The 23,064-nt window shown below is 36.8% G+C and carries 22 protein-coding genes; 6 read left to right on the top strand and 16 right to left on the bottom strand.

Annotated elements, in window-relative coordinates:
* Position 1: 1 nt before the first annotated feature.
* The 3 genes from preA to TR08_RS21125 all read right to left on the bottom strand — a co-directional run bounded on the left by preA (position 2) and on the right by TR08_RS21125 (position 3,941).
* Positions 2–1,288 carry an NAD-dependent dihydropyrimidine dehydrogenase subunit PreA gene (gene preA / locus TR08_RS21135; RefSeq protein WP_045521672.1) on the bottom strand — a complete coding sequence of 429 codons (1,287 nt, stop codon included), beginning with the start codon at positions 1,286–1,288 and terminating at the stop codon, positions 2–4.
* Positions 1,289–1,366: 78 nt separating this feature from the next.
* A complete protein-coding gene (locus TR08_RS21130; protein ID WP_370576377.1) occupies positions 1,367–2,731 on the bottom strand; it encodes an NAD(P)-dependent oxidoreductase in 1,365 nt (454 codons plus the stop codon).
* Positions 2,732–3,269: 538 nt separating this feature from the next.
* Complete coding sequence (locus TR08_RS21125) at positions 3,270–3,941, bottom strand: NAD-dependent epimerase/dehydratase family protein (RefSeq protein ID WP_045521670.1); 672 nt, start codon at positions 3,939–3,941, stop codon at positions 3,270–3,272.
* Between the two features lie 336 nt (positions 3,942–4,277).
* On the opposite strand from TR08_RS21125, the gene TR08_RS21120 reads away from it, so the two are divergent.
* Both TR08_RS21120 and TR08_RS21115 read left to right on the top strand, forming a co-directional pair.
* Positions 4,278–6,185 carry a CoA-disulfide reductase gene (locus TR08_RS21120; protein ID WP_045521669.1) on the top strand — a complete coding sequence of 636 codons (1,908 nt, stop codon included), beginning with the start codon at positions 4,278–4,280 and terminating at the stop codon, positions 6,183–6,185.
* A gap of 154 nt (positions 6,186–6,339) precedes the next feature.
* A complete protein-coding gene (locus TR08_RS21115; protein ID WP_045521667.1) occupies positions 6,340–6,573 on the top strand; it encodes a hypothetical protein in 234 nt (77 codons plus the stop codon).
* Positions 6,574–7,064: 491 nt separating this feature from the next.
* On the opposite strand, the gene TR08_RS21110 is transcribed toward TR08_RS21115, so the two are convergent.
* The 10 genes from TR08_RS21110 to TR08_RS21065 form a co-directional block, all read right to left on the bottom strand.
* Positions 7,065–7,841 carry a sulfite exporter TauE/SafE family protein gene (locus TR08_RS21110; RefSeq protein WP_045521665.1) on the bottom strand — a complete coding sequence of 259 codons (777 nt, stop codon included), beginning with the start codon at positions 7,839–7,841 and terminating at the stop codon, positions 7,065–7,067.
* A 45-nt stretch (positions 7,842–7,886) separates the two neighbouring features.
* Positions 7,887–9,014, bottom strand: a complete 1,128-nt coding sequence (locus TR08_RS21105; protein ID WP_045521663.1) for an MBL fold metallo-hydrolase — start codon at positions 9,012–9,014, stop codon at positions 7,887–7,889.
* A 63-nt stretch (positions 9,015–9,077) separates the two neighbouring features.
* Complete coding sequence (locus TR08_RS21100) at positions 9,078–9,653, bottom strand: sulfurtransferase TusA family protein (protein ID WP_045521661.1); 576 nt, start codon at positions 9,651–9,653, stop codon at positions 9,078–9,080.
* Positions 9,654–9,722: 69 nt separating this feature from the next.
* The gene (locus tag TR08_RS21095; RefSeq protein WP_045521659.1) at positions 9,723–10,202 is read right to left on the bottom strand and encodes a DsrE/DsrF/DrsH-like family protein; all 480 of its coding nucleotides are present in this window, start codon (positions 10,200–10,202) and stop codon (positions 9,723–9,725) included.
* Positions 10,203–10,264: 62 nt separating this feature from the next.
* A complete protein-coding gene (locus TR08_RS21090; protein ID WP_045521658.1) occupies positions 10,265–10,492 on the bottom strand; it encodes a sulfurtransferase TusA family protein in 228 nt (75 codons plus the stop codon).
* 86 nt (positions 10,493–10,578) lie between these two features.
* On the bottom strand, positions 10,579–10,839 hold the full coding sequence (locus TR08_RS21085) for a metal-sensitive transcriptional regulator (protein ID WP_045521656.1): 261 nt from the start codon (positions 10,837–10,839) through the stop codon (positions 10,579–10,581).
* Positions 10,840–10,949: 110 nt separating this feature from the next.
* Positions 10,950–11,249, bottom strand: coding sequence for a rhodanese-like domain-containing protein (locus TR08_RS21080; RefSeq protein WP_045521654.1), 300 nt, complete (start codon positions 11,247–11,249; stop codon positions 10,950–10,952).
* A 13-nt stretch (positions 11,250–11,262) separates the two neighbouring features.
* Positions 11,263–11,622 carry a rhodanese-like domain-containing protein gene (locus TR08_RS21075; protein ID WP_045521652.1) on the bottom strand — a complete coding sequence of 120 codons (360 nt, stop codon included), beginning with the start codon at positions 11,620–11,622 and terminating at the stop codon, positions 11,263–11,265.
* A gap of 325 nt (positions 11,623–11,947) precedes the next feature.
* The gene (locus tag TR08_RS21070; protein ID WP_045521650.1) at positions 11,948–12,421 is read right to left on the bottom strand and encodes a hypothetical protein; all 474 of its coding nucleotides are present in this window, start codon (positions 12,419–12,421) and stop codon (positions 11,948–11,950) included.
* 120 nt (positions 12,422–12,541) lie between these two features.
* A complete protein-coding gene (locus TR08_RS21065; protein WP_045521649.1) occupies positions 12,542–14,071 on the bottom strand; it encodes a DHA2 family efflux MFS transporter permease subunit in 1,530 nt (509 codons plus the stop codon).
* Between the two features lie 187 nt (positions 14,072–14,258).
* Here TR08_RS21065 and TR08_RS21060 point away from each other — a divergent pair, with 187 nt between their 5' ends.
* Positions 14,259–15,182, top strand: a complete 924-nt coding sequence (locus TR08_RS21060) for a TetR/AcrR family transcriptional regulator (protein ID WP_045521647.1) — start codon at positions 14,259–14,261, stop codon at positions 15,180–15,182.
* 163 nt (positions 15,183–15,345) lie between these two features.
* Here the strand turns inward: TR08_RS21060 and TR08_RS21055 are convergent, their stop codons facing one another.
* Positions 15,346–15,831, bottom strand: a complete 486-nt coding sequence (locus TR08_RS21055; RefSeq protein WP_045521645.1) for a PaaI family thioesterase — start codon at positions 15,829–15,831, stop codon at positions 15,346–15,348.
* Positions 15,832–15,888: 57 nt separating this feature from the next.
* The gene (locus tag TR08_RS21050) at positions 15,889–16,758 is read right to left on the bottom strand and encodes a cation diffusion facilitator family transporter (RefSeq protein WP_045521793.1); all 870 of its coding nucleotides are present in this window, start codon (positions 16,756–16,758) and stop codon (positions 15,889–15,891) included.
* Positions 16,759–16,958: 200 nt separating this feature from the next.
* On the opposite strand from TR08_RS21050, the gene rluF reads away from it, so the two are divergent.
* From rluF to TR08_RS21035, 3 genes are all read left to right on the top strand, one after another.
* On the top strand, positions 16,959–17,675 hold the full coding sequence (gene rluF, locus TR08_RS21045; RefSeq protein WP_193747814.1) for a 23S rRNA pseudouridine(2604) synthase RluF: 717 nt from the start codon (positions 16,959–16,961) through the stop codon (positions 17,673–17,675).
* Between the two features lie 117 nt (positions 17,676–17,792).
* Positions 17,793–19,607, top strand: a complete 1,815-nt coding sequence (pepF, locus tag TR08_RS21040; protein WP_045521643.1) for an oligoendopeptidase F — start codon at positions 17,793–17,795, stop codon at positions 19,605–19,607.
* A 306-nt stretch (positions 19,608–19,913) separates the two neighbouring features.
* On the top strand, positions 19,914–21,620 hold the full coding sequence (locus TR08_RS21035) for a tripartite tricarboxylate transporter TctB family protein (RefSeq protein ID WP_045521641.1): 1,707 nt from the start codon (positions 19,914–19,916) through the stop codon (positions 21,618–21,620).
* Between the two features lie 95 nt (positions 21,621–21,715).
* Here the strand turns inward: TR08_RS21035 and TR08_RS21030 are convergent, their stop codons facing one another.
* Positions 21,716–22,750 carry a VanW family protein gene (locus TR08_RS21030; RefSeq protein ID WP_045521639.1) on the bottom strand — a complete coding sequence of 345 codons (1,035 nt, stop codon included), beginning with the start codon at positions 22,748–22,750 and terminating at the stop codon, positions 21,716–21,718.
* Positions 22,751–23,064: the final 314 nt, after the last annotated feature.

Here is a 23,064-nt window from a genome sequence, read left to right as displayed (position 1 = left end):
CTCATTTGTTTATATCAATCTTACATTCTGTTACAAGACTCAATGCTGATTGCCTATCATTCCAGGACATTGGAGGCAATTCATTTGGTACTTCGACCATATCAATTGCTCCGTCTACTGGGCAGACAATAGAACATAGATTACATCCTACACAATCCTCTTCTCTAACTTTCAAATAACTCTTACCATTTTCGTCTGTTAGCATATCAATACATTGATGGGAAGTATCTTCACAGGCAATATGGCACTTGTTACAATTTATACATACGTCTGTATTAATTTTTGCAACGATATTATAATTAAGATCTAAATTCCCCCAATCAGAATACCTCGGAACTGATTTTCCAATTATTTCAGATACAGACTTAATACCCTTACCATCTAAATAATGGCTTAGTCCTTCAATCATGTCTTCGACAATTCGGAATCCATGGTGCATAGCGGCAGTACAAACTTGCACTCCTGTAGCACCCATTAACATGAATTCCACGGCATCTTGCCAGTTGGAGATTCCGCCAATTCCTGATATTGGGACATTAATATGGGCATGCCGTGCACATTCTGCCACCATATTCAGTGCAATTGGTTTTACAGCAGGACCACAATAACCGCCATGTGCCCCCTTCCCGGCAACATGTGGAATTGTATTCCATGAATCAAGGTCTACCCCCATTAAACTATTAATGGTGTTAATCATACTGATCGCGTCTGCTCCGCCAATACATGCTGCTTCAGCAGTAGACGTTATATCCGTAATATTTGGTGTTAGTTTTACGATGACAGGTGTTTTCGCCACTTCCTTTACCCAATAGGTCTGTCGTTCTACAAGTGCTGGGACCTGACCAGAAGCAGATCCCATTCCTCGTTCAGCCATTCCATGTGGACAGCCAAAGTTTAACTCGAGACCATCAACCCCGACATCCTCTACACGCTTTACTAATTCGTGCCACTTTTCTTGTTTTGGCTCCATCATTAAGGACGCGATGATAGCATGGTTAGGAAATCTTTTTTTCGTTTCATAAATTTCTTTTAAATTTACCTCTAATGGTCTGTCGGTTATCAATTCAATATTATTGAACCCCGCCACACGTTGTCCGTTAAAACTTATGGCAGCAAACCTAGAGGTAACATTCAAAATTGGGTCACCTAATGTCTTCCAAACTGCACCACCCCACCCCGCTTCAAAGGCTCTCTGAACCTGATACCCTGAATTGGTAGGGGGTGCTGAAGCAAGCCAAAATGGGTTGGGAGATTTTATCCCTGCAAGATTAATACTCAAATCAGCCATCTCGAATTCACCCCTTTTTATTATAAAAACATCGTATAGTTCAAGAAAACGCTTACATGATTATATCCTTTTGATTTTCTAATTGGCTGTTTCGACTGCAGTAAATTGCCTGTGGATACTATAAGCAGCTTGTTTCCCTTGTTGTGCAGCGGTAACAACCATGGCGTCGCCTTTGCCCTTTCCAAAAACAACATCACCACAAGCATATATTATTGGATTAGAAGTTTGATAGGTTTCTTTATTTACTTGTACTACACCACTTTCATGTTGTAGCTCTAGTGCTTCAATTAGTTCCAAATGCCTTGTTTGTCCGATTGCTTTTATGACAGCATCCACTGGTATGACATATTCAGATCCCTTAACTGGATATGGTCTCCTGCGCATGTCTTGATCGGGCTCGCCAAGATGCATTTTGATACATTCAATCCCGGTTACCTTTCCATGTTCATCCCCAATAATTCTCTTCGGTGCTGTTAACCAGCGAAATTCCACACCATCTTGTTTGGCAAATTCATATTCAAAATCATAGGCAGTCATTTCTTCTTCTGTTCGACGGTACAAGATTTTCACATTTTCCGCACCTAAACGTACCGAACAGGTTGCACCATCAATCGCGGTATTTCCTGCACCGATGACGACGGCACGCTTTCCGACAAATTCATTCGATAATTTTCTACTTTTTGTTTCCTTCACAAACTCAATGGCATCGTAGACTCCCTCTAGGTCTTCTCCTTCGATACCTAAATGAGGAACGTGTGCCATACCTACCGCTAAAACAATGCAATCAAAATCTTCAAGTAACTCCTTTACTGACACATCTTTACCAACTCTTGTATTTGTTTTGATTGTTACATTAAGCTTTTCCACCTGGTCCACTTCCCAATACGAGATTGTCTGTGGAAGGCGGAATGAAACAATTCCGTAGGTATTTAATCCGCCTGCTTTTTCTGCAGCTTCAAAAATCGTCACTTCATACCCGAATCGTGCTAGTTCTCTAGCTGCAGAAAGTCCAGCAGGTCCTCCACCCACAACAGCAACAGATTTACCATTTGGTGTTCCTGGCTCAAAAAGCGTTTGTTCATTTTTGATTGCCCAATCTGTTGCATATCTCTGCAGGTTTCCTATCATAATTGGTTTTGTGGAATGGTTTAAAACACATGCACCTTCACACAATTCCTCTGTTGGACATACTCTAGAACAGCTTGCACCAACAGGATTAGATGACATTATCGTTTTCGCAGAGCCAAGTAAATTTCCTGAAGCAATTTTTTTTATAAAAGTTGGAATATCGATGCCTGTTGGGCATGCCTTAATACAAGGGGCATCATAGCAATAAAGGCAGCGATTAGATTCTTCCAACGCTTCTTGATTTGTAAGAGCACGTTCCACTTCTTGAAAGTTAATTTCTAGATTGATATTGGAGATTCGCTGTATTTTTTCCAATAAAAAGCCCTCCTTTTTTAAAAGTGATTTTACTGAAAATTCTGTATCTATTTTTAATTTTACAGACCACAAAAATGCATTTCATCATACAACCTGTAAAATGATGCTCGTATTCTACTATCCAATATGTAACTAGAATTAATAAAACATGAAAGGTGAACCTTTATACTTTGATGATGTTATGAAGGAAAAATTCGATGAATATTGTAGTAGATAAATGAGAGTTGTTCTTGTACCATTGTTAATCTTTTACCAATTTAACACATATGAACAAAAAATTTTGTAAAATTACATCGAACTTCATTATTCTTATTTTTAAGATAAAACCTGTTTTAAAAACAACCAAAAACCAATATTTTTATAGGAAAAATAGAGTTAATTTCAATTTAGATGTTTCGTCATTGACAGATATTCTTCCAATTAAGTTCTCGACATTCGTAAAATATTTGCCGAATGATTTTCAATAATATAAAAAGCGTAAAAGAAAGGATCACATAGTTCCATTCTTCTACGCTTTTATTAACTCATTTTCTTCCACTCAGAATCCTATCATGGCATCAATTTTATGTGACGGATATATATGATCCCCTTTTTGATTTGATTGAGCAATAACGGCCATTGCAGCCGCAACTTTTTTTGCTTGAATCCCCCGATAGGGACGCAAAGGACCAACCATTAGCTTGTTTAATACTACACTAGCTTTTTCAGCAAGTCTCTCACCTAATCGGAACTCTTCCCTCTTCCCTAATAACAAGGAAGGTCGGAAAATATGAAGAGATCGCAAATGCAGATTCCTTAGTGATTCCTCAACCTCTCCCTTTACACGATTATAAAAGAAAAGCGATTTGGTATCTGCCCCCATTGCACTTACAATTAGAAATTTTTCAGCATCGTTTTCCTTTGCTAATTTTGCAGCCTCAACAGGATATTCGTAATCTACTTTACGAAAAACTTCTTTTGTCTTTGCTACTTTTATGGTTGTACCTAAACAACAGTAAACATCTGTTACTTGAAATAATTCATGATATTTATGTAATTCATCAAAATTAACAATATGTACTTTACAGATATCTGATTGAAGATCAAATTGCCTGCGAACCAACAAATGTATCTTTTCATATTGATTATTCTCATTCAGTATTTTCACTAATTCCTTGCCAATCAGACCTGTTGCTCCCAGCACTAGTGCAGTTTTTTTAGTTTGACTCATTTCAAAGCCTCATTTCCTTCTTTAATCCTAAATCAAAAAAGACTATACCAAAGTATAGTCTGACACATTTTGAGTTCATTTTTCAAATAAACTTTCTATTTCCTCAGATTTACATCCGATATCTTTTTAGTCTTCCCAGTAATAACGATTATAATATTTGTCTAATTTATGTACAAAAAATCTTAATTTCATCCATACTCTTTTATTTTTTATTGATAAACCTAACTTCCTAGTATAGGATAAATATATACCCTATAGGGTATTAGTCAGAACAATTAATCTTAATATATTTTTTTTTACATCTCATTTGGGTGAATGTTTAAGGAGGAGTATTATATGTCTAAGAAAATAGTTATTGTTGGCGGTGTTGCTGGAGGAGCTACTGCTGCAGCACGATTAAGAAGATTAGATGAAACATCAATCATTGTATTGTTTGAACGTGGAGAACATATTTCATTTGCGAATTGCGGACTACCATACTATATTGGCGATAAAATTAAAGATCGACAAAAGCTAATAGTCCAAACGGTCGAAGGCATGAGCAAGAAATTTAATCTCGATATTCGTAATTTAAGTGAAGTTACTCAGATTAACCCCGATCGTAAAACCGTTACAATCAAAAACCTAAGTACTAATGAAACATATGAAGAAAGTTATGACAGGCTTATCCTTTCTACTGGTGCGAAGCCAATTTTCCCTCCAATTGAAGGTATTTCAGAGGCAACAAACATTTTCACACTGAGGAACATTCCAGATACAGATAAAATTAAAGCAGTAGTTGACGAGAAGAAGCCTAAAAGAGCAGTGGTTGTTGGCGGTGGATTCATTGGACTAGAAATGGCTGAAAACCTTGCTGAACGTGGAATTGAAGTAACAGTGGTTGAAATGGCTAATCAGGTTATGGCTCCATTAGATTACGAAATGGCTGCAATTGTTCATGATCATTTACGTGATAAAGGTGTTAACCTTATTTTAGAAGATGGTGTAAAAGCTTTTAGTCAAAATGGAAATACAATTGAACTTTCCAGTGGTACAAAACTATGTTCTGATTTGACGATTCTTTCCATCGGTGTTCGTCCAGAAAATAAACTTGCTGTAGACGCAGGTTTAAATGTTGGTGAACGCGGTGGTATTCAGGTAAATGATTATTTACAAACAAATGACGAAAATATTTACGCGATTGGCGATGCGATTGAGGTGACTGATTATATTAACGGGAATGCAGCAATGATCCCTCTTGCAGGTCCTGCAAACCGCCAAGGTCGTATTGTAGCCAATAATATCTATGGTAAAGAAGAAAAGTTTAAAGGTACTCTCGGAACATCTATTGCAAAAGTATTCGATATAACTGTTGCAGCTACTGGTAATAATGAAAAAAGATTAAAGCAGCTTAATGTTAATTATGAAGCTGTTCATATACATCCATCTTCACATGCAGGCTATTATCCTGGTGCTGCACCGATTGCATTAAAATTATTATTTGACCCAAGTAACGGGAAAATTCTTGGTGCACAAGCAGTCGGTATAGACGGCGTTGACAAAAGAATGGATGTCATTGCTACAGCCATTAAAGGTAATCTAACTGTCTTCGATTTAACTGAATTGGAATTGTCTTACGCTCCACCATATTCATCAGCGAAGGATCCCGTTAACATGGCTGGTTATGTGGCTACAAATATCATGAATGGTGATGTAGAAACTGTTCAATGGTATGAAATTGATGAAATTGTTGCTCAAAATGGATTATTGATTGATGTTCGTGAACCAATCGAAAGAGAAATGGGCTTTATTAAAGGTTCAATTAACATTCCTCTTGGAGATTTACGTGAACAACTAAACAGACTGCCTAAGAATGGAACCATCTATGTTTCATGTCAGGTCGGGCTAAGAGGCTATTTGGCAGCAAGAATCCTATCAGAGAATGGATTTAAGGTTAAAAATTTAGACGGCGGTTGGAAAACCTATTCTTCAGTATTTAATCAATCAACTAGCAGTAGTTCGCAAACTTTAGAAGAAGTGGAAGTATCCATCAGGATTGACGCATCAGGCTTAGCATGTCCTGGTCCAATATTGGAAGTTCATAAGAATATGAAAAAACTTCAGTCAGGTGAGTCTTTACAGATCACCACGAATGATTGTAACTTTGTAAAAGATATTACTTCATGGTGTGACAAAAACCAACATACACTCGTGAAAACAGAACGTGAAGATAAGCATTATAATACCATTATTAAAAAAGGATAAATTTCTGTACACAAAAGACTGCTAGACAATTTAGCAGTCTTTTGTTTTTTTAACCGAATAAAGTTCTAAATACCGTCATATTTACCCCATGCGGTATATAAAAAAGATAGTAAAATTAGAGATGTAAGAGAATTTCCATCAGGAGGCAAAGAATATGAAAAGAATAGTTACTAGTGCTTTTACAGTAGTCTTACTACTAGGATTAGGCACAGGAGTTATGGCTGCAAGCGATGATATCGCCTGTAAAGTAAGAGACTTTAAAGAAATGCTGCCTTTCATGCAAGAAAATCACCCTGAATTAAGTGAGAAAGAACTTAAAGATATGCATAAAGACTGTGTTGGCAAAATGAAAAAAGAACCATCTGCACCTTGTATGATGAATCAATAATGAGTTATGAAAAGCACTAAAAATAACAAAATTAATTGTTGTTTTTAGTGCTTTTTTAGATCATTTAAAAATAACTGCCAAACTATACCTCACCACCTTTTTACTTCATACACTTACTAACTTATTCATAAAAAATAGAGGCTATCTCTAGCCTCTACCTACATTATCTTATAGACGTATCACTACAAATTGTCCTCCGCCCAACAGAGACTTTGTGTAATCAATCTTTACTTGATTAAAATAAACTTGATCCCGTTCATTTACTAAAAATAGAATTCCGTTTGTTTCCGTAATTTCGTCAGAATCTAAAGCTGACTCTTCCAGAGTCAGTCGAAGCTGTGGTCCACCTCAGCCAATTCCCATTGATAAGCGGATAAATGGTGCTATTCCTTCGTTAATAAGGTCTTGAACTTCACTTTCAACTTTGTTGATTGCAGCGTGAGTAAATTTAACCAATGGAATCTCTCCTTTTATTATTTCTGTTTTTGTTTTTATAAAATATCCAACCAAATTTTTATAGCTGTTGCCAATATAATAACCGCCAAAATAATTTGCAGAATCTTTGTATTCATCTTTTTACCAGCGATTGCCCCTAGCGGTGAAGCAATTAAACTTGCAATAACCATAATGAATGCTGGAAAATAATCCACTTGACCTGTTGCGATTTTCCCAACCGTTGCTCCAATCGATGAAATAAAGGTGATCGCCAATGAAGACGCAATCGTCATTCTTGTAGGTATCTTTAAGACAACTAACATGATCGGAACTAATAAGAATGCCCCTGCTGCACCAACAATACCTGCACCAAGCCCGACAATTAACGCTAATAAAGCAGCAAGCCATTTATTAAACTTAACTTGATCAAGTGGAATATCATCTAAACCTTTTTTAGGAATAAACATCATCACAGCGGCAATCAATGCTAAGATGCCGTAGATTAAGTTGATTCCACCCTCTGACATTAATTTTGAACCAAAACCACCCACAAAACTACCAATTAAAATACTGACACCCATATAAAGGATCAGTGTTTTGTTCAAATATCCCCCTTTTCGGTAGGCCCATACACCACCAATTGTTGCAAAGAATACTTGAACGGCACTAATACCAGAAACCTCGTGTGCACTAAATGCAGATAAACCAAATAACGGTGGAATATAAAGAAGCATCGGATACTTAATTATGGAGCCGCCGATTCCTAACATTCCTGAAATATATGATCCGATAAATCCAATTAAAAAAATGGTAATTATAAATGCAATATCCATTTTGTTTCCCCCTCTGAGAAAAGGGAACCTAATCGGCTCCCCTTTTTATCTAACCGCACAGCGATTTGGCCCGATTTCCATTTCGCGTTGCTTTTCAACATCCGGGTTGATTTTACCCATATTGGTTTCACGAATCTCTTGATAGGCATTTGGCTGTGGTGGTAAGTTATCTGTTACAAGTTTTCTAAAATCATTTTCATCTTCTATGTTTAAACCATGATTTTTTGCAAACAGTGTGCCTAGTTTTTCTGATACACTACCATCTTCATTTAGCTCTTCAATGATCATAAAGTGTGCAGGAAGTACAATTAATTCCTCTGATAATTCTCTGTATCGTTTATAGAGACTTTCTCTTAAATCCGCAACCCAGTCTTCTGCCATCCCAGCTAAATCGGGTCTTCCAATTGAATCAATGAAAAGGATATCCCCTGAAAGTAGGAAATTCTCATCGACTATGAAAGAAGTAGAACCGACGGTGTGACCTGGAGAATATAATGCATGAATGTTAATCATCGTTTCACCAATTTTCACATCACCACCACCCTCTAATGGAGAGTACTCGAATGTTACTTCAGCTGCATCCTTTGGGGGAAGCCAGTAAGTTGCATTGGTTTTCTCTGCAATGACCCGTCCACCAGAAATATGATCAGCATGTAAGTGGGTATCAAATACATGGGTAATCCTTGCCCCAATGCTAGCTGCATAATCAAGATAAATATCGGTCATACGAGTGGCATCAATGAGGGCAGCCTCACCATTAGAAACGACCATATAGGAAAGGCAGCCTTTTCCGATACGGACGAACTGGTAAATTTCGCCTCCACCCTTCAAATCGCCAACCTTAACAGGTTCTAAATGTTCGCTCCAAGCTTTCATTCCACCTTGAAGGTATGAAACAGTTAGACCAGCTTCAGAAAGCATCTCTGCAACCATAATCGATGAACCTTCTTTTGCACATACAACTAAAATTTCTTTATCAGAAGGAATTTGTTCTAGAATCTCTTCTACTCCATCTAGCAAATCAAAATACGGGATATTCAAGTATTCAAAATTTTCTCCCTCTATCTTCCAATCTTGAAAATCACCTTCGTTACGTACATCTAAAATAAATAATACTTCTTTATTAAATATTTTTTTTGTTACCTCTTTGGATGTCATTGGCTTTACTGTCATTCTTAATTACCCCCTATGGTATATTTGAGTGCAAAAAATTTTAGATCGCAATCGCCCCATGGATTAGTTGTTTAAACTATTGGTTGTTCCCGTCCATTCGCTCATGCCTGGAACAACGTTAATGACTTTTGTGAAGCCCTTTTCTGCTAGCTTTTGCGCTGCAAAATCACTGCGTTTCCCTGTACGGCAAACGACAAAGATCTCATCCTCTGAATTTAATTCACTTAAACGATCTTCTAATTCACCCATAGGAATAGAAATAGCACCTGGGATATGATTAAAGATATATTCAGCCTCTTCTCTAACATCTAATACCACTATTTTTTCGATAGAAGCTAATTTCTTTTCAAGTTCTTCATTAGAAGTCACATTTGGATGTTTTCTTTCACCTTTTTCTTCGTTTGAAGATTTTCTTAAATAATGCTTCAGAACTTCTCCATCTTCAATTGTACCTATATATTGGTGCCCTGAGCTTTGTGCCCAAGCCTTAATATCAGCTTTTGAACCTTTATCAGTAGCTAGTACTTCCAATACTTGACCTGCCTCTAATCCGTTCATAGCCTTTTTTGTTTTCACAATTGGCATTGGACATGCTAAACCTTTTGCGTCTAATACTAAATCCGTTGTTAATATAGTCATGTAGGAACCTCCTATTTTACCCCTTAAGGTATATTTGTATTCAAAAAAAATTATTAATCTCTTAATCTATCATATAAATAAGTTTACATTTCCATCTTCAGCATCCGCTAAATAGGCTGCAACACCAGCATACTCGATTTGTTCTAATAGCTCTTCCTGTTGAAGACCCAATAAATCCATTGTCATTGTACAAGCCACTAACTTAACATCTTGTTCTTGTGCCATTTCAATAAGTTGAGGAAGTGTAAGTGCATTGTGCTTCTTAATTACATTCTTGATTAATTTTGGACCAATTCCTGCAAAGTTCATTTTAGAGATACCCATCTTATCAGCGCCTTTTGGCATCATTTTCGCAAACATTTTTTCTAAGAAGCCTTTTTTAACCATTACATCTTCATCTTTTCGTAAAGCATTTAACCCCCAAAATGTATGGAAAATTGTCACTTCATGGTCATATGCTGCAGCGCCATTGGCAATAATGTAAGCTGCCATTGCTTTATCATAATCACCGCTAAATAATACAATTGTCGTTTTTTTCTTTTCAGTCATAATATGTTCCTCCTAATTTATATTTACCATTACCCGTACAGGTATGTTAAAATCAAAAAAAATTAACCCTTTTTAATCCAAAACTTCAAAACAGAATTTTCTTCTTCATGTTTTAGTAGGTCATGTCCACCTGATTTTGCCCAAGCGGATAAATCATTTTTGGCGCCTTTATCTGTTGTATGAATTTCTAAGACTTGACCAGCTTCTAGTTCGTTAATGGCTTTTTTAGTTTTTACGATCGGCATAGGACAAGCTAAACCCTTAGCATCTAATACTTTATCTACGTTCATTTTCATTTCTCCTTTTAAGTAAATTTTTTAAAATTACCCCTATGGGTATATTACAAGGCGAACTTAAGGGTGTCAACCCTTTTTATTCACCTACTTTTGACCAAAAGGTTTACAGCTTCCTTAATGATTTCATCTGTCTTTTCTCCGTTTTTTTCAGCTTCTAAAACACATTCCACCAAGTTAGAGCTTACAATTACACCAATTGTTCTATCTACTGCAGAACGGACTGCTGACAATTGAGTTATGACTTCTTTACAATCTTTGTTTTCCTCCATCATCCTAAATATTCCTCTAAGCTGACCTTCCATGCGCTTAATTCGATTTTTGACTTGATCATTGTAATCCATTGTTATTCCTCCAAATATTCATCCTTACCCTATTATTTACCTACATTATTCAAAAAAGCAATTACATTCACTGCTTTTTCATTATTATCTTTACCCAGTAGGGTACCTGTTTAAAATTCAAGTTCCCCTTCCCATGCCATCATTCCGCCATCCATATTCGTTACATTATACCCATAACTCTCTAAGAAAGCGACAGCTTGAGCGCTTCTTCCACCTGATCTGCAAACGATAATATAATTTTCATTTTTATCAAGGTCCTGCTTTTTAAACTCGATTAAACCTAATGGTATATTTATCGCTAATGGGATTTTTCCTGTCGCAACTTCTCCCACTTCTCGAACATCAATGATGTTTAGTTTTTCACCATTATCAAGCTTTTGTTCTACTTCTTTTACTGTAATACGTTTCATTTTTGTATTCCTCCTAATTCCAGGCGCTCATTCCGCATTTGACATTTGTTATTTGTGTAAATCCTTGTTTCTTTAGTATTTTTGCTGCGCGAGCGCTTCTCATCCCGCTTTGACAAATAACGACTACCTCTTTATCCTTCAAAAGTGATGATGAATTACTAGATAGTTGGTCCACTGGAATATTTTTAAATCCTTTGATAGAACGCCCTTTATATTCCATTGGGGTTCGAACATCGATGTATTGTTTATTTTTATCACCTAGTTCATTTTGTAGCTGATCAGTTGTAATGTTTCTTATTCCTTTTACTGGTATAACTCTCCATAGAAGAAATCCTGCTATAAATATAATCATTAATATTGTACTAGTATCCATGTAATAATCCTCCTTTTATAAAGCCTATTTAACTAATCTTGAATTGGAATATAGTAAAACCAAGATTAAAAGGACACGATTCATTTTGCCTCCCTATCAAGTAAGTATAAAATCAATATTATACCCATATGGGTATTTTGTAAAGTGTTTTTATTATGCAAAAAAAAGATGATATTTATGAAATATGAATGAAAGTTCATGATGATCGTATTCATAGGAAAATCAATAAAGTGGTAACCATTAGTTCATTATGCCGTAATTAGACTTTAAAAATCTAAATAAAAGTGTCTACCAGAGCCTTATATAAACAAACAACCAGCATATTTCAGCTGGTTGTTTGTTTAATGGTATGAACTAAACTATATAAGAACTGGTGAATTAATTGAAATGCCTCATGCATGGACAGATTCTCTGTATATCCTTCCACATAATTTAAGGCAAAATTTAAATCCCATAAACCATCGTCATGGCTAAACATTAAATCAAATTTTGCTTCATCACCATTTAATGCGTTATTAAGCTGTTCCTTTAACATTTTTTCAAACTTCTTTTGAAGCTTTAAGCCCAGCATGACATCAAATGTACCAAAAACATCATCAACCTCGAGCGACACACCTTCAACACCTATCTCTTCGAACAAAGTAGACTCTACATAAATAAATTCATTTTTATTTTCTTTTAGATAGGTAATTGGCAGGTTTAAAAAACTAGACGATTCATTGGCGATCATTGTTTCTGTTTCTTTGCTGCAACGTTCAATATAAGCATCAGTAAAATTTGCGTTCAATTTGTTTTCCATTTAATACCCTCCTATTAAAGCAATCCCACTTTAACTATAGAGTTATGTTAAATAAAAAAGCAAATTTTACAATATAAAAAACGTCTAAACTCACATGGAGTTTAGACGAGAAAAATCATATTAGTTTTCAGCAAGTTTATTTACTACTTTTTTTCCTGCTGGGTTTTCTTCCATATTATCTTCTGCTTGTTTCGCACGTTTCATAAAGAAAGCAAGGATAAGGGCAACAGCAGCAATAAAGACGGACACGAAAAAGGCGAAATTGATACCATCTAGCGTTGCGCTCATCATGATTTGTTGCTGCATTTCAGCTAAGGCTGCTTCCGTTGGCTGCTCAGTCAAGTTTGCCATAGCAGCTTCACCAAGCTCTATAGCCTTTGACTCTGCGCGGTTTGACATGACTGTTACCAATAAGGCTGTTCCGATTGCTCCAGATACTTGCTGAAGCGTATTGTTCATGGCAGTACCGTGTGGGTAAAAACGCGCAGGCAATTGGTTTAAACCGTTTGTAGAAACTGGCATCATCACCATCGACATCCCCAACATTCGGACTGAGTATAAAAGCAGTAATTGTGTATAAGTTGTTTCAAGTGATAATTGGCTGAAAAGATAACTTGTTACCACCGTGATTGTTAATCCAATTATTGCTAAAATACGTCCGCCAAATTTGTCAAATAGTTTACCGGTAACTGGTGACATAAGCGCCATAATGATTGCTCCTGGAAGCATCAGCAGCCCTGCATCCAATGGAGATATGCCACGTATCGTTTGAACATAAATCGGCAGCAACAGCATCCCAGAAAACATTGCCATCGTAAGCACCATGGAGATAACGGATGATAAAGCAAACATTGGGTACCTAAAGATTCTATAATTAAGCATAGGCTGATCTTGTTTTAGTTGACGTAAGATGGACACAAACAATGAAATAGCTCCAATAGCAATCGTCAAATAAACTAGTGGACTGTCCCAGCCTTGCTTTCCTGCAGAGCTGAACCCATAAAGCAAGCCGCCAAAGCCCACGCTTGTAAGTAAAACAGATAAGAAATCAAGTCGAATATCAACTTTTTCTTTTTTATCCTTTAATAAGAAGAAACCGATTAATAGAACAATCGCTGCAATTGGTGTTACAAAGTGGAACAACATTCTCCAGTCATAGTGTTCGATTAACCAGCCAGATAATGTTGGTCCAATTGCAGGTGCCCCCATTAAAACTAATCCAAAAATCCCCATTGCGGCTCCTCGCTTCTCAATAGGAAAGCTTACTAACATCACATTCATTAAAAGTGGCATCATAATCGCAGAACCCGCTGCCTGCGTCATCCTGCCTATTAATAAAACCGGAAATACATGTGCCATCCCAGCGAGAATGGTTCCTGCTGTAAATAAGCCCATGGCAACTAAGAAAAGTTTTCGTACAGAAAATTTCTGAATTAAAAATGCTGTAGTTGGTATTAATATTCCATTTATTAACATAAAACCCGTAGTCAACCATTGCACAGTTGAAGCATCTACTTCTAAATCAGCCATTATGGATGGAAGTGCAATATTAAGTAATGTGTTATTTAAAAAAGCAATAAAAGCCCCAATCATCAGGATTGATATAATCCCATATGGGGGACGTTTTGTTTCATTTTTACTATGTTCCATGTTTATATACCCCCTATAAACCCTTTGTACATTTTTTTATACATGTGTTTCATGCATTATTAATAATATACCGCAAGTTCATTTTTTGCAATCAAAAAATACTACAAAATTATGGGTTTGTAATACCTGTCTTTATAATGTAGTATATTTTTATACAGGTAGTTTAATTCGGATTATAGGTGATAAAATGAACGATCGGAAACAGCATGTCATTAATAAGGCCCATCAATTATTTATTGAAAAAGGTTTTCAAGCTACGTCGATTCAAGACATTTTAGATTTTAGCGGTATCTCAAAAGGAACCTTTTACAAATATTTTTCATCAAAAAGCGAGCTGTTAATTGCTATTTATAAAGCAGTTTATAAAAAACTTCAAAAGGAAAGAAATGATTTATTAATTGGGAAGAGCCCTTCAGATATCGAGGTCTTCGTTAAACAATTAGAAATGCAAATGATCTCTAATAGAAAAAATAAGTTAATTGCTCTTTACGAGGAAGTCATGTCAACGAATGATGCAGACCTAAAACAATATATCCGCATCGCACGATTACGTTCACTAAGATGGATGTTTAGCAGGTTTATTGATATCTTCGGTGAAAAAAATAAACCATACTTATTTGATTGTGCCATTATGTTTACGGGAATCCTGCAGCACAACCTCCAATACAATCGCTTGGCAACTGATTCAAATGAAAAAATTAGTAATGTCGTCAGATATAGTGTGAATCGTTTAGTTAAAATGGTTGACGAAGTAGCTGAAGCTGACGAACAATTGCACCAGCCAGAACTTTTAGAAAAATGGCTCCCTGGGCAACAGAAAAATAATCATGAATTGATTGTTCAATTATATAAAATCGTGACCCCAATGAGAAATTGCATTACAAAAAACTTTCAAGATAAAAACGACCAGGATAAGTATCATGAACTGCTAGATTTCATCCAAGAAGAAATCATGCATACTAGGGCACCAAGAAAATTCCTAATTGAAAGCGCCATCCATACACTACAAAACAACCCACCTTTCATCTGGGAAAAAGAACTACTTCAGCTTAACCAAATCATAACTGCCTTCTTTCAACAATTGAAGGAGATTGAAGAGGAAGAAAACTAAGATAGTGTCTGCACGCTTCATAGAAAATATACGAGTCGAAAAGTGAAAATTACATTATCGCAAGAGGCTGGGATTGAAATAATATGTTGGCATTTAATAAGCGAAGAAAATAACACTAGAAATAAAAAAGGAATGGAGCACATAAACTCCTTCCTTTTTTGATTTATTTTTGTTTTAAGAAAGTACTAGGCATTACTACTGCAATAACCTCGCCGCGGGCACAAATTTCATTATTAGTAAATACCTCTGTTTCTACCCTGAATTTTTTAGGGTGTATCTCATGAACGACTCCAATGGCCTTAAGCGGTACTCCATGGGGTGTTGGTTTTACAAAATCAACCTTTAAGGAAGCGGTTACGAACCTAGGCGGTTCAGTTCCCTCTCCTGCCTCACAACCATTCTTTCTATGTAACGCTAAGGATGCGGACCCAGTTCCATGACAATCAATTAGCGATGCAACGACACCGCCATAAACAAAGCCTGGAACAGCGATATGCTCGGGTTCTGGCGAATAAATCGTTACCGTCTTTTCCCCTTGCCAGCCAGTCCGAAAATGGTGCCCTTCATGATTTAATCTGCCACAGCCATAACACCAGGAAAAATCATCTGGATATTCATCTTGAATGGCATGAAGTACTTTTTCTTCCAAGTTATATTCCCCCTTTTCAGAAAATTATAACATATCCCATATGACCTATGAATGGGCTTATTTAGGTTCAACATGTACATGTACGTCATAAACCTTGTGTCTCCTGATTAATTCCTCTTCAACTTTGGTGGCTATATCATGGGCATTCTTAACATCTAATGTGGAATTGACGAGAATGACAACGTCAACGACTACGTTATTCCCGTAATTTCTAGCTTTAATTTCTTTCACACCTTTTACACCATCACAATGATGGATGGTCTCTTTATATAATTCTATTTCCTTTTCATCAAATCCATCTGTTAAATAGAGGGACGCTTCCTTAAAAATATCCCAGGCAGTTTTACAAATCAGAAAACCTACGATGACCGCTGCTAATGGATCCAACCAGGGAAGACCAAATTGTGCACCGATAATGCCAATGAATGTACCCACACTTACCCAGGCATCAGAAAGATTATCCTTTGCTGCAGCCATGACGGATTGGCTGTTTATTTCTGAGGCTAGTTTTTTATTATACCGATAAACAAAGTACATAACGAAAGCACAAAACAGTCCAGTCCAGGCAGAGATAACGTCTGGAGTTTCCTTTTGTGCATTGAAAATACTAAAAATCGCGTCGTATGCAACTTTCAAACCCACTGCCATCATGATAAAGGATGCGACCATAGAAGCTACGGTTTCTGCTTTCCAGTGTCCATAGGGATGATCATCATCCGCAGGCCTTTGGGATAATTTTAGTCCAATTAGAACAGCAACCGATGCAACAATATCGGTTACGTTATTCAAGCCGTCTGCTTTCAATGCCTCGGAATTTGCAATATATCCTACTGCTAATTTTAATGCAGACAAGCATATATAGGCAATAATACTTATGATAGCTCCGCGCTCTCCTCTTTTTAAATCCAAAAATCCTTGTTCTTCAATCATTTCATCACCCACTTCTTCTCCATATTTATATTATTGAACAAAAATATCTAGTGGGTCTAGAGAAACCTTTTTCCCCTGTTCGAAATTTATAACAAGTACGAAAAAAAGTTGGTTTAGGTAAACAATCCAGTAACCTTATCCTTGAAATTAAGCTGGTAGTTAAGTATTCTAAAAACATATTCAACGAAATTAAGGATGTGTTTAACCTGCGATTAAATAAATTTATTTCCGAGTCTGGAAAAACATCGAGGCGCGGTGCAGATAAATGGATTGAAGAAGGAAGAGTCACGATTAATGGGAAAGTTGCAAGGGTTGGCAGTCAAGTCGAGCCTGGTGATGTGGTTCGTGTAAATGGTGAAACCATTAGGGTAGCCAAAAATAATGTTTACATAGCCTTAAATAAACCAGTTGGGATTACAAGCACAACCGAAAGACATATCAAAGGTAATATCATTGATTTAGTCAATCATCCACTACGAATTTTTAATATTGGCAGACTAGATAAAGATTCAGATGGATTAATCCTCTTAACGAATGATGGGGATATCGTCAACGAAATTCTTCGTGCAGAGAATAAGCATGAAAAAGAATATATTGTGACCGTAGATAAACCTATTACTTCAGAGTTTTTAAAACAGATGTCAGAAGGAGTTAGAATCTTAGATACGAAAACACTTCCATGTAAGGTAAAACAGCTATCTAAATATGTTTTTAACATCACCTTAACACAGGGGTTAAATCGTCAAATACGACGAATGTGCTCTGCTCTAGGGTATTCCGTTGTTCGTCTCCAAAGAATTCGGATTATGAATATTCAGTTAGGAAACCTCCCTGTTGGTCAATGGAGAGATTTAACAAAGAAAGAAAAGAACCAATTATTTAGCGATCTTAATTATGAACCTAGAGAATGGTAAATATGGATGAGTCAAGACCTTTCTTGGTTTGACTCATCCTTTTTTTAGTTGATAAAATTTTCAAATAATATATGATATTACTTAGATACACGAAGTATTAATGGGAGGAGATACTTTATGGAAAAGACGGTTGAAACGAGGCTAACCCGGTCAGAAGTTCCAGAGGAACAAACTTGGAATCTTGATGATCTATTTATGTCTGAGCAAGCATGGGAAGCAGAACTTGAAATGATTGAACTAGATATTACAAAGATTGAGGTTTTTAAAGGAAAGTTACATACTAGTTCAAAAGAGGTATTAGCTTGCTTGATTGCCCAAGAAAATCTATTGATGAAAATGGTCAAAGCAGCAACATATGCAAGCTTGAAGCAATCCTCTGATGGGACTGATCCAGTAAATCAGGCTAATTCAGCGAAATTGTCTGCATTAAGGACAAAAATGATTGCCGCCTTATCGTTTATTAATTCTGAGATCCTCTCGCTTGAAGATGGAACTATTGAAAAATACCTTCAAGAGAATTCGGAACTTCAAACATTCCGAAAAGATTTACTCGAGCTGCTTGAAACGAAAAAACATCGGCTTTCACCGGAAACGGAAGAAGTACTAGCCGCTTTGGGTGAGGTACATGGTGCCCCCTATACCATTTATAGCATGGCAAAATTAGCAGACATGACGTTCTCCTCTATCGCGGATAGTGAGGGAAATGAATTGCCTGTTTCCTTTGCATTGTTTGAAAACCGATACGAATTTTCTGCTGATACAGAAACGCGTAGAAAAGCCTATGACTCTTTCGTTTCAACGTTAAAACAATATAAAAACACAATTGCAGCTGCCTATTCTGCTGAAGTAAAGAAGCAAGTTACGCTTTCGCGTTTAAGAAACTATCAATCAGCAGAACAAATGCTCCTAGAACCACAACAAGTAACTCTTGAAATGTACAACAACCAAATCGATATTATTTTTAAAGAGCTGGCACCTCACATGCGCCGATTTGCTCAGCTTAAGAAAAATGCCTTAGGTCTTGATGTCATGAAGTTTTGTGATTTGAAAGCACCTTTAGATCCTGATTTTAATCCGGAAACAACCTACGAAGAAGCTAGTCATCTTATCTTGGAATCTTTAAAGGTGATGGGACAAGAATACAGTGAAATTATTGAAAAGGGCTTTAAGGAGCGATGGGTTGATCTTGCAGATAATGTCGGGAAATCCACTGGTGCCTTCTGCTCAAGTCCTTATGGAGCGCACCCTTACATTTTGGTTACGTGGCAGGATAATATGCGTGGCTGCTTCACCCTCGCGCATGAATTCGGGCACGCTGGTCATTTTTACTTAGCAAACAAAAACCAGAGAATCATGAATGTTCGCCCTTCCATGTATTTCATTGAAGCTCCATCTACTATGAATGAGCTTTTATTAGGACAGTACCTATTAGCCAATAATAAAGACAAACAAATGCGACGCTGGGTAGTCGTTCAGCTGCTAGGAACGTATTATCATAATTTTGTCACCCATTTGCTGGAGGCTGAATATCAACGCAGGGTTTATGCATTAGCTGAAAGCGGGAAAGCACTTACTGCTAATACTCTATCAGAATTGACTAGGAATGTTCTTTCTGAGTTCTGGGGGGATACCGTGGAAATCGATGAGGGTGCAAGCCTAACGTGGATGCGCCAGCCTCACTATTATATGGGCTTATATCCATACACCTATTCTGCAGGTTTGACCGCCTCCACTGCAGTGGCACAATTGATTCAAAAAGAAGGTCAGTCCGCTGTTGACCGCTGGTTAGAAGTACTTCGTGCTGGTGGAACGATGAAACCTCTTGAGCTATTAAAACGTGCTGGTGTAGATATGTCGACACCTGACCCAGTCCGAAAAGCAGTTGTTTATGTAGGTACATTAATAGATGAATTAGAAAAATCTTATGCATAAAAAAAGTGACAGGCTCCCTCCAATTATCTGGAAGGTGCCTTTTCAATTTATCTCTTCATTTATGTGATTGGATTACGTTTTATACCTCTATAAATACTATTCTAAATGTTCTATTAATTTTCAACAAATATCTGAAAAGGTCAGTAATGAAAATCAAAATCACCCTGTCCATTCCAGGCGTACAAATGTACACAAGTGGTGCCTGTCACCAAATATGTCACCAAATAATATTGAAACTTTTTTCCTATATACTCGTATTAAAAGAGACTCAGTAAAAAGATATATTATTATAAAGGGGAATTGGTTATGGGGAATATGTTTTTGTTTTCTTTGATTGTTGCTATTGCGTCTGCTCTTGTTCTTATACCGATTTATAAGGATGATAAGTCTACCGATAAGAAAAGTAATAAAAAGAGTTCTAAAGGTGATAGAAGGTTATTACCGGGAGCGATTATTGCTGTTTTAGTTATTTTGATTCCTTCTATTTTTGCATACTATTATTTTACGAATTATGATCGAAACCTCTCTTCTTTATGGGTTTATGCGATTATTATTACTACATTAGGTGCGCTCATTTCTACCGGAATGGAAAGGAAAGTGAAAGCACTGCTCTTTGCAGCAAGTCTGATCCTTGGAATTTACTTTCTCACTGCCTTTCTATTTAATGCGGATGAAAAATATGAGATTGCACAAATGGACCAAAAAGTGGAAATTAAGACATTTGATGAAAAAGAAACGCCTGCTAGTGTCCCACCTGAGTTCGCCCGTAATAAAATGAAAAAAGCTTTTGGTCAAGTTCCAAATACAAGTTATTATGAATTGGGTAATCTTCAAATACAAAAGGTAAATGATGATTATGTCTATATTGCACCTGTTGAGTTCTCTGGGTTTTTTAAGTGGTGGAAAGGAAAAGAAACACCTGGTTACTTTACTTTAAGTGCTACTGACTCTTCTGCAAATCCAAAATTTATAAAATCAGAAATGATTTATACCCCTTCTTCTTTTTTTAATAAAGATATTGAACGACATATTCGCATGCAATTCCCGAAACATATTTTCTATGGAGATGTTCAATTAGAAATTGATGATGAAGGGAAACCATATTACATCCGGTCTTACGGTGAATTTGTTTCAGCTCGTAATGGCTTTGATGTTAAAGGTGTTGTGGTAGTGGATTCGATGAACGGGGACATAAAGTCGTATTCGCTTTCGGAAGTACCAGAGTTTATTGATGGTGCGGTATCACCTGAAATTGTTAGCTTGCAAAATAGCTACTTTGGAAATTATATTCATGGATTTTGGAATAGTCTCTTCGGTAAATCGGACGTAAAACTTCCTTCTGACGAAGGTACAGAGGCAAATGTCAGTCCAATTTTCAATCAAAATGGGGTTATGTATTATTTCACTGACTTCACAAGCCCTAAAGAAGGCGTCGATTCTATGCTCGGCTACTCGCTAACCAACTCGCGTACGGGTGAAGCAACCTATTATACGGGAAATCCTGAAGAATCCTATATGGATTCACAAGGTGCCTTACAAATTATTGAGAAGAAATTTATTGAAAAGAAATGGCATGGTGAAATGCCCGTAATATATAACTTCTATGGAGAAGCAAGCTGGTTGACACCTGTCCTAGATTCAAATGGATTTTTGCAGAATTACTTTATCGTTTCTGCTGCTAATCCAGAAATATCCGTGTTTGGGGTCACTCCAAACGAAGCTTTAAAGCAGTATAAAACGGCCCTGCAACGAGGCGGCGGTTCAGTGGATGGCAGTTCAAAGGCGGATGAAAAACAGATAACAGGTACAGTCCTCCGTGTTTATAAAGAAAAATCAGGTGATTTCACGGTTGTTTCATTCCTTTTAGACAACAAGAAAAGCTATATCTTATCCTCTGAAAAAGAACCATTGGTGATTTACTTAAAAGAAGGAGATAAAGTAAATGTCACCTATTTGGATACGGAAGAAGACTTCCTACCTGCCAAAGAGATTGTGATCGAAGGCTTAGAATAATCAAAAAAAAACACGATGAACGGTAAATGCTCATCGTGTTTTTTCATGAAAGTGAAAAGACGTGTGATTGCCACACGTCTTTTTCCTATGAAAACTTATCGCTTTTGAATTAAGCTTTGGTATGCTGCAGATGTTCTAACTTCAAGTGTAAGGGTACCATTTCCATTATAAATGGCCTTTATCAAGAATGGGACACCGGCTGTATTTTTAAATTGAAAGTCTAATCCACCATATGATACAGTTGCATCCCTTCCTGAAGGTACATACCCCACTGACAAGGAATGATGGTGCCATTCTACATAATCAACAGCTAATTGATCAACTGCATTAAACAAGGTTGAGGATGTTTGACAAATACCGCCGCCAATTCCCATTACTAATTGCTTATTTACAATTTCTTGGGCAGGCTGGTAACCATGCGCTTCATCACTTGGTCCTACTGTATGATTAAAAGAGAAAATATCCCCTGTTCCAACAATGACATTATCTATAGCCTGCGCAGACAGTTCGATGTTTTTGTTTCTCCCTGTTACGCTAGGATTAAATTTAGTACTGTAAGTCGCAACCACCACTTCAGATAATTGGGCTGCTTCCTCAGGCTTATAACCACTTTCGGTAACATAGATTGGCAGAATAACATCTCCACCCTTGACTGAAGCCTCGATTACTTTCGTTACGAGCTCTGCTTCTTCAAGAATCACCCTTGGTTTACCTTTGATCACCTGACCATTTGGATCAATTTTATCTAGGATCATCTTCGAATCATAACCAGGGGTGGTTTCTGTTCCCCGTGCTAATTCCTTAGCCCATTTCTCAAGCTCCTGCTTATATTTTTCATTATCCGTTCCAAAACCCATATCCACTGGAATAAGACTTTTAACAATGTTTTTTGTACTTGGATCCACGACATTGACCACTTTCGGTTTTTTAGCTTCTTCCTCTGCTATTCTCTTAGCCTCTGCTTCCTCCGCAGCCTTCATTGCCGCTTCTTCGGCTGATTTTTGCTTTTCAAGTTCTGTTACTTTGTTCTCATGGTCTGCTTCCTTGCCATTTGTTTTCTCCGCACATCCTGCTAACCCTATTAAACTGCCAATTAATACGAATGAAATCGCCCAGGTCCGTATAGACATTTACAACTTCTCCTCTTTTCCCCAAATCTCGTTATTCCCCACGAAACACTTCCGAATATTCAGAAAAAGAATTTCGCTCTCATTCTTCTAATCTATTCCGCTTTCCGACACAAAATTCCTGCAAATTCCCTTAAAAAATTTCCTGAAATTGGATTCATCATATTTAGACGGATTTCATCCAAATTGGTTTCAAACAATTTGGATGAAAATTCACAAGAACACCTTCGCATTCTTTATTAAGAACAATATTTATATGTAATATCTGAAGAGTAAAGGGTAAGTTACAAACATTAACGAAATCAACTGGAAAACGA

It is taken from the genome of Neobacillus niacini, assembly GCF_000759675.1.
GTDB classification, from domain to species: Bacteria; Bacillota; Bacilli; order Bacillales; family Cytobacillaceae; genus Neobacillus; species Neobacillus niacini_A.
The sequence above is the reverse complement of the archived record's forward strand: the minus strand, read 5'-3'. Positions and strand labels throughout refer to the sequence as shown.

Bases quoted from the DNA above. Each gene is read 5' to 3' on its own strand.
- TR08_RS21085 (WP_045521656.1), bottom strand. From the start codon at position 10,839: ATGGATTACAATGATCAAGTCAAAAATCGAATTAAGCGCATGGAAGGT.
- TR08_RS21070 (WP_045521650.1), bottom strand. From the start codon at position 12,421: ATGGAAAACAAATTGAACGCAAATTTTACTGATGCTTATATTGAACGT.
- TR08_RS21120 (WP_045521669.1), top strand. From the start codon at position 4,278: ATGTCTAAGAAAATAGTTATTGTTGGCGGTGTTGCTGGAGGAGCTACT.
- TR08_RS21075 (WP_045521652.1), bottom strand. From the start codon at position 11,622: ATGGATACTAGTACAATATTAATGATTATATTTATAGCAGGATTTCTT.
- TR08_RS21065 (WP_045521649.1), bottom strand. From the start codon at position 14,071: ATGGAACATAGTAAAAATGAAACAAAACGTCCCCCATATGGGATTATA.
- TR08_RS21090 (WP_045521658.1), bottom strand. From the start codon at position 10,492: ATGAACGTAGATAAAGTATTAGATGCTAAGGGTTTAGCTTGTCCTATG.
- TR08_RS21030 (WP_045521639.1), bottom strand. From the start codon at position 22,750: ATGTCTATACGGACCTGGGCGATTTCATTCGTATTAATTGGCAGTTTA.
- TR08_RS21105 (WP_045521663.1), bottom strand. From the start codon at position 9,014: ATGACAGTAAAGCCAATGACATCCAAAGAGGTAACAAAAAAAATATTT.
- TR08_RS21080 (WP_045521654.1), bottom strand. From the start codon at position 11,249: ATGAAACGTATTACAGTAAAAGAAGTAGAACAAAAGCTTGATAATGGT.
- TR08_RS21095 (WP_045521659.1), bottom strand. From the start codon at position 10,202: ATGACTGAAAAGAAAAAAACGACAATTGTATTATTTAGCGGTGATTAT.
- preA (WP_045521672.1), bottom strand. From the start codon at position 1,288: ATGGCTGATTTGAGTATTAATCTTGCAGGGATAAAATCTCCCAACCCA.
- TR08_RS21035 (WP_045521641.1), top strand. From the start codon at position 19,914: ATGGGGAATATGTTTTTGTTTTCTTTGATTGTTGCTATTGCGTCTGCT.
- TR08_RS21115 (WP_045521667.1), top strand. From the start codon at position 6,340: ATGAAAAGAATAGTTACTAGTGCTTTTACAGTAGTCTTACTACTAGGA.
- pepF (WP_045521643.1), top strand. From the start codon at position 17,793: ATGGAAAAGACGGTTGAAACGAGGCTAACCCGGTCAGAAGTTCCAGAG.
- TR08_RS21125 (WP_045521670.1), bottom strand. From the start codon at position 3,941: ATGAGTCAAACTAAAAAAACTGCACTAGTGCTGGGAGCAACAGGTCTG.
- TR08_RS21110 (WP_045521665.1), bottom strand. From the start codon at position 7,841: ATGGATATTGCATTTATAATTACCATTTTTTTAATTGGATTTATCGGA.
- TR08_RS21060 (WP_045521647.1), top strand. From the start codon at position 14,259: ATGAACGATCGGAAACAGCATGTCATTAATAAGGCCCATCAATTATTT.
- TR08_RS21100 (WP_045521661.1), bottom strand. From the start codon at position 9,653: ATGACTATATTAACAACGGATTTAGTATTAGACGCAAAAGGTTTAGCA.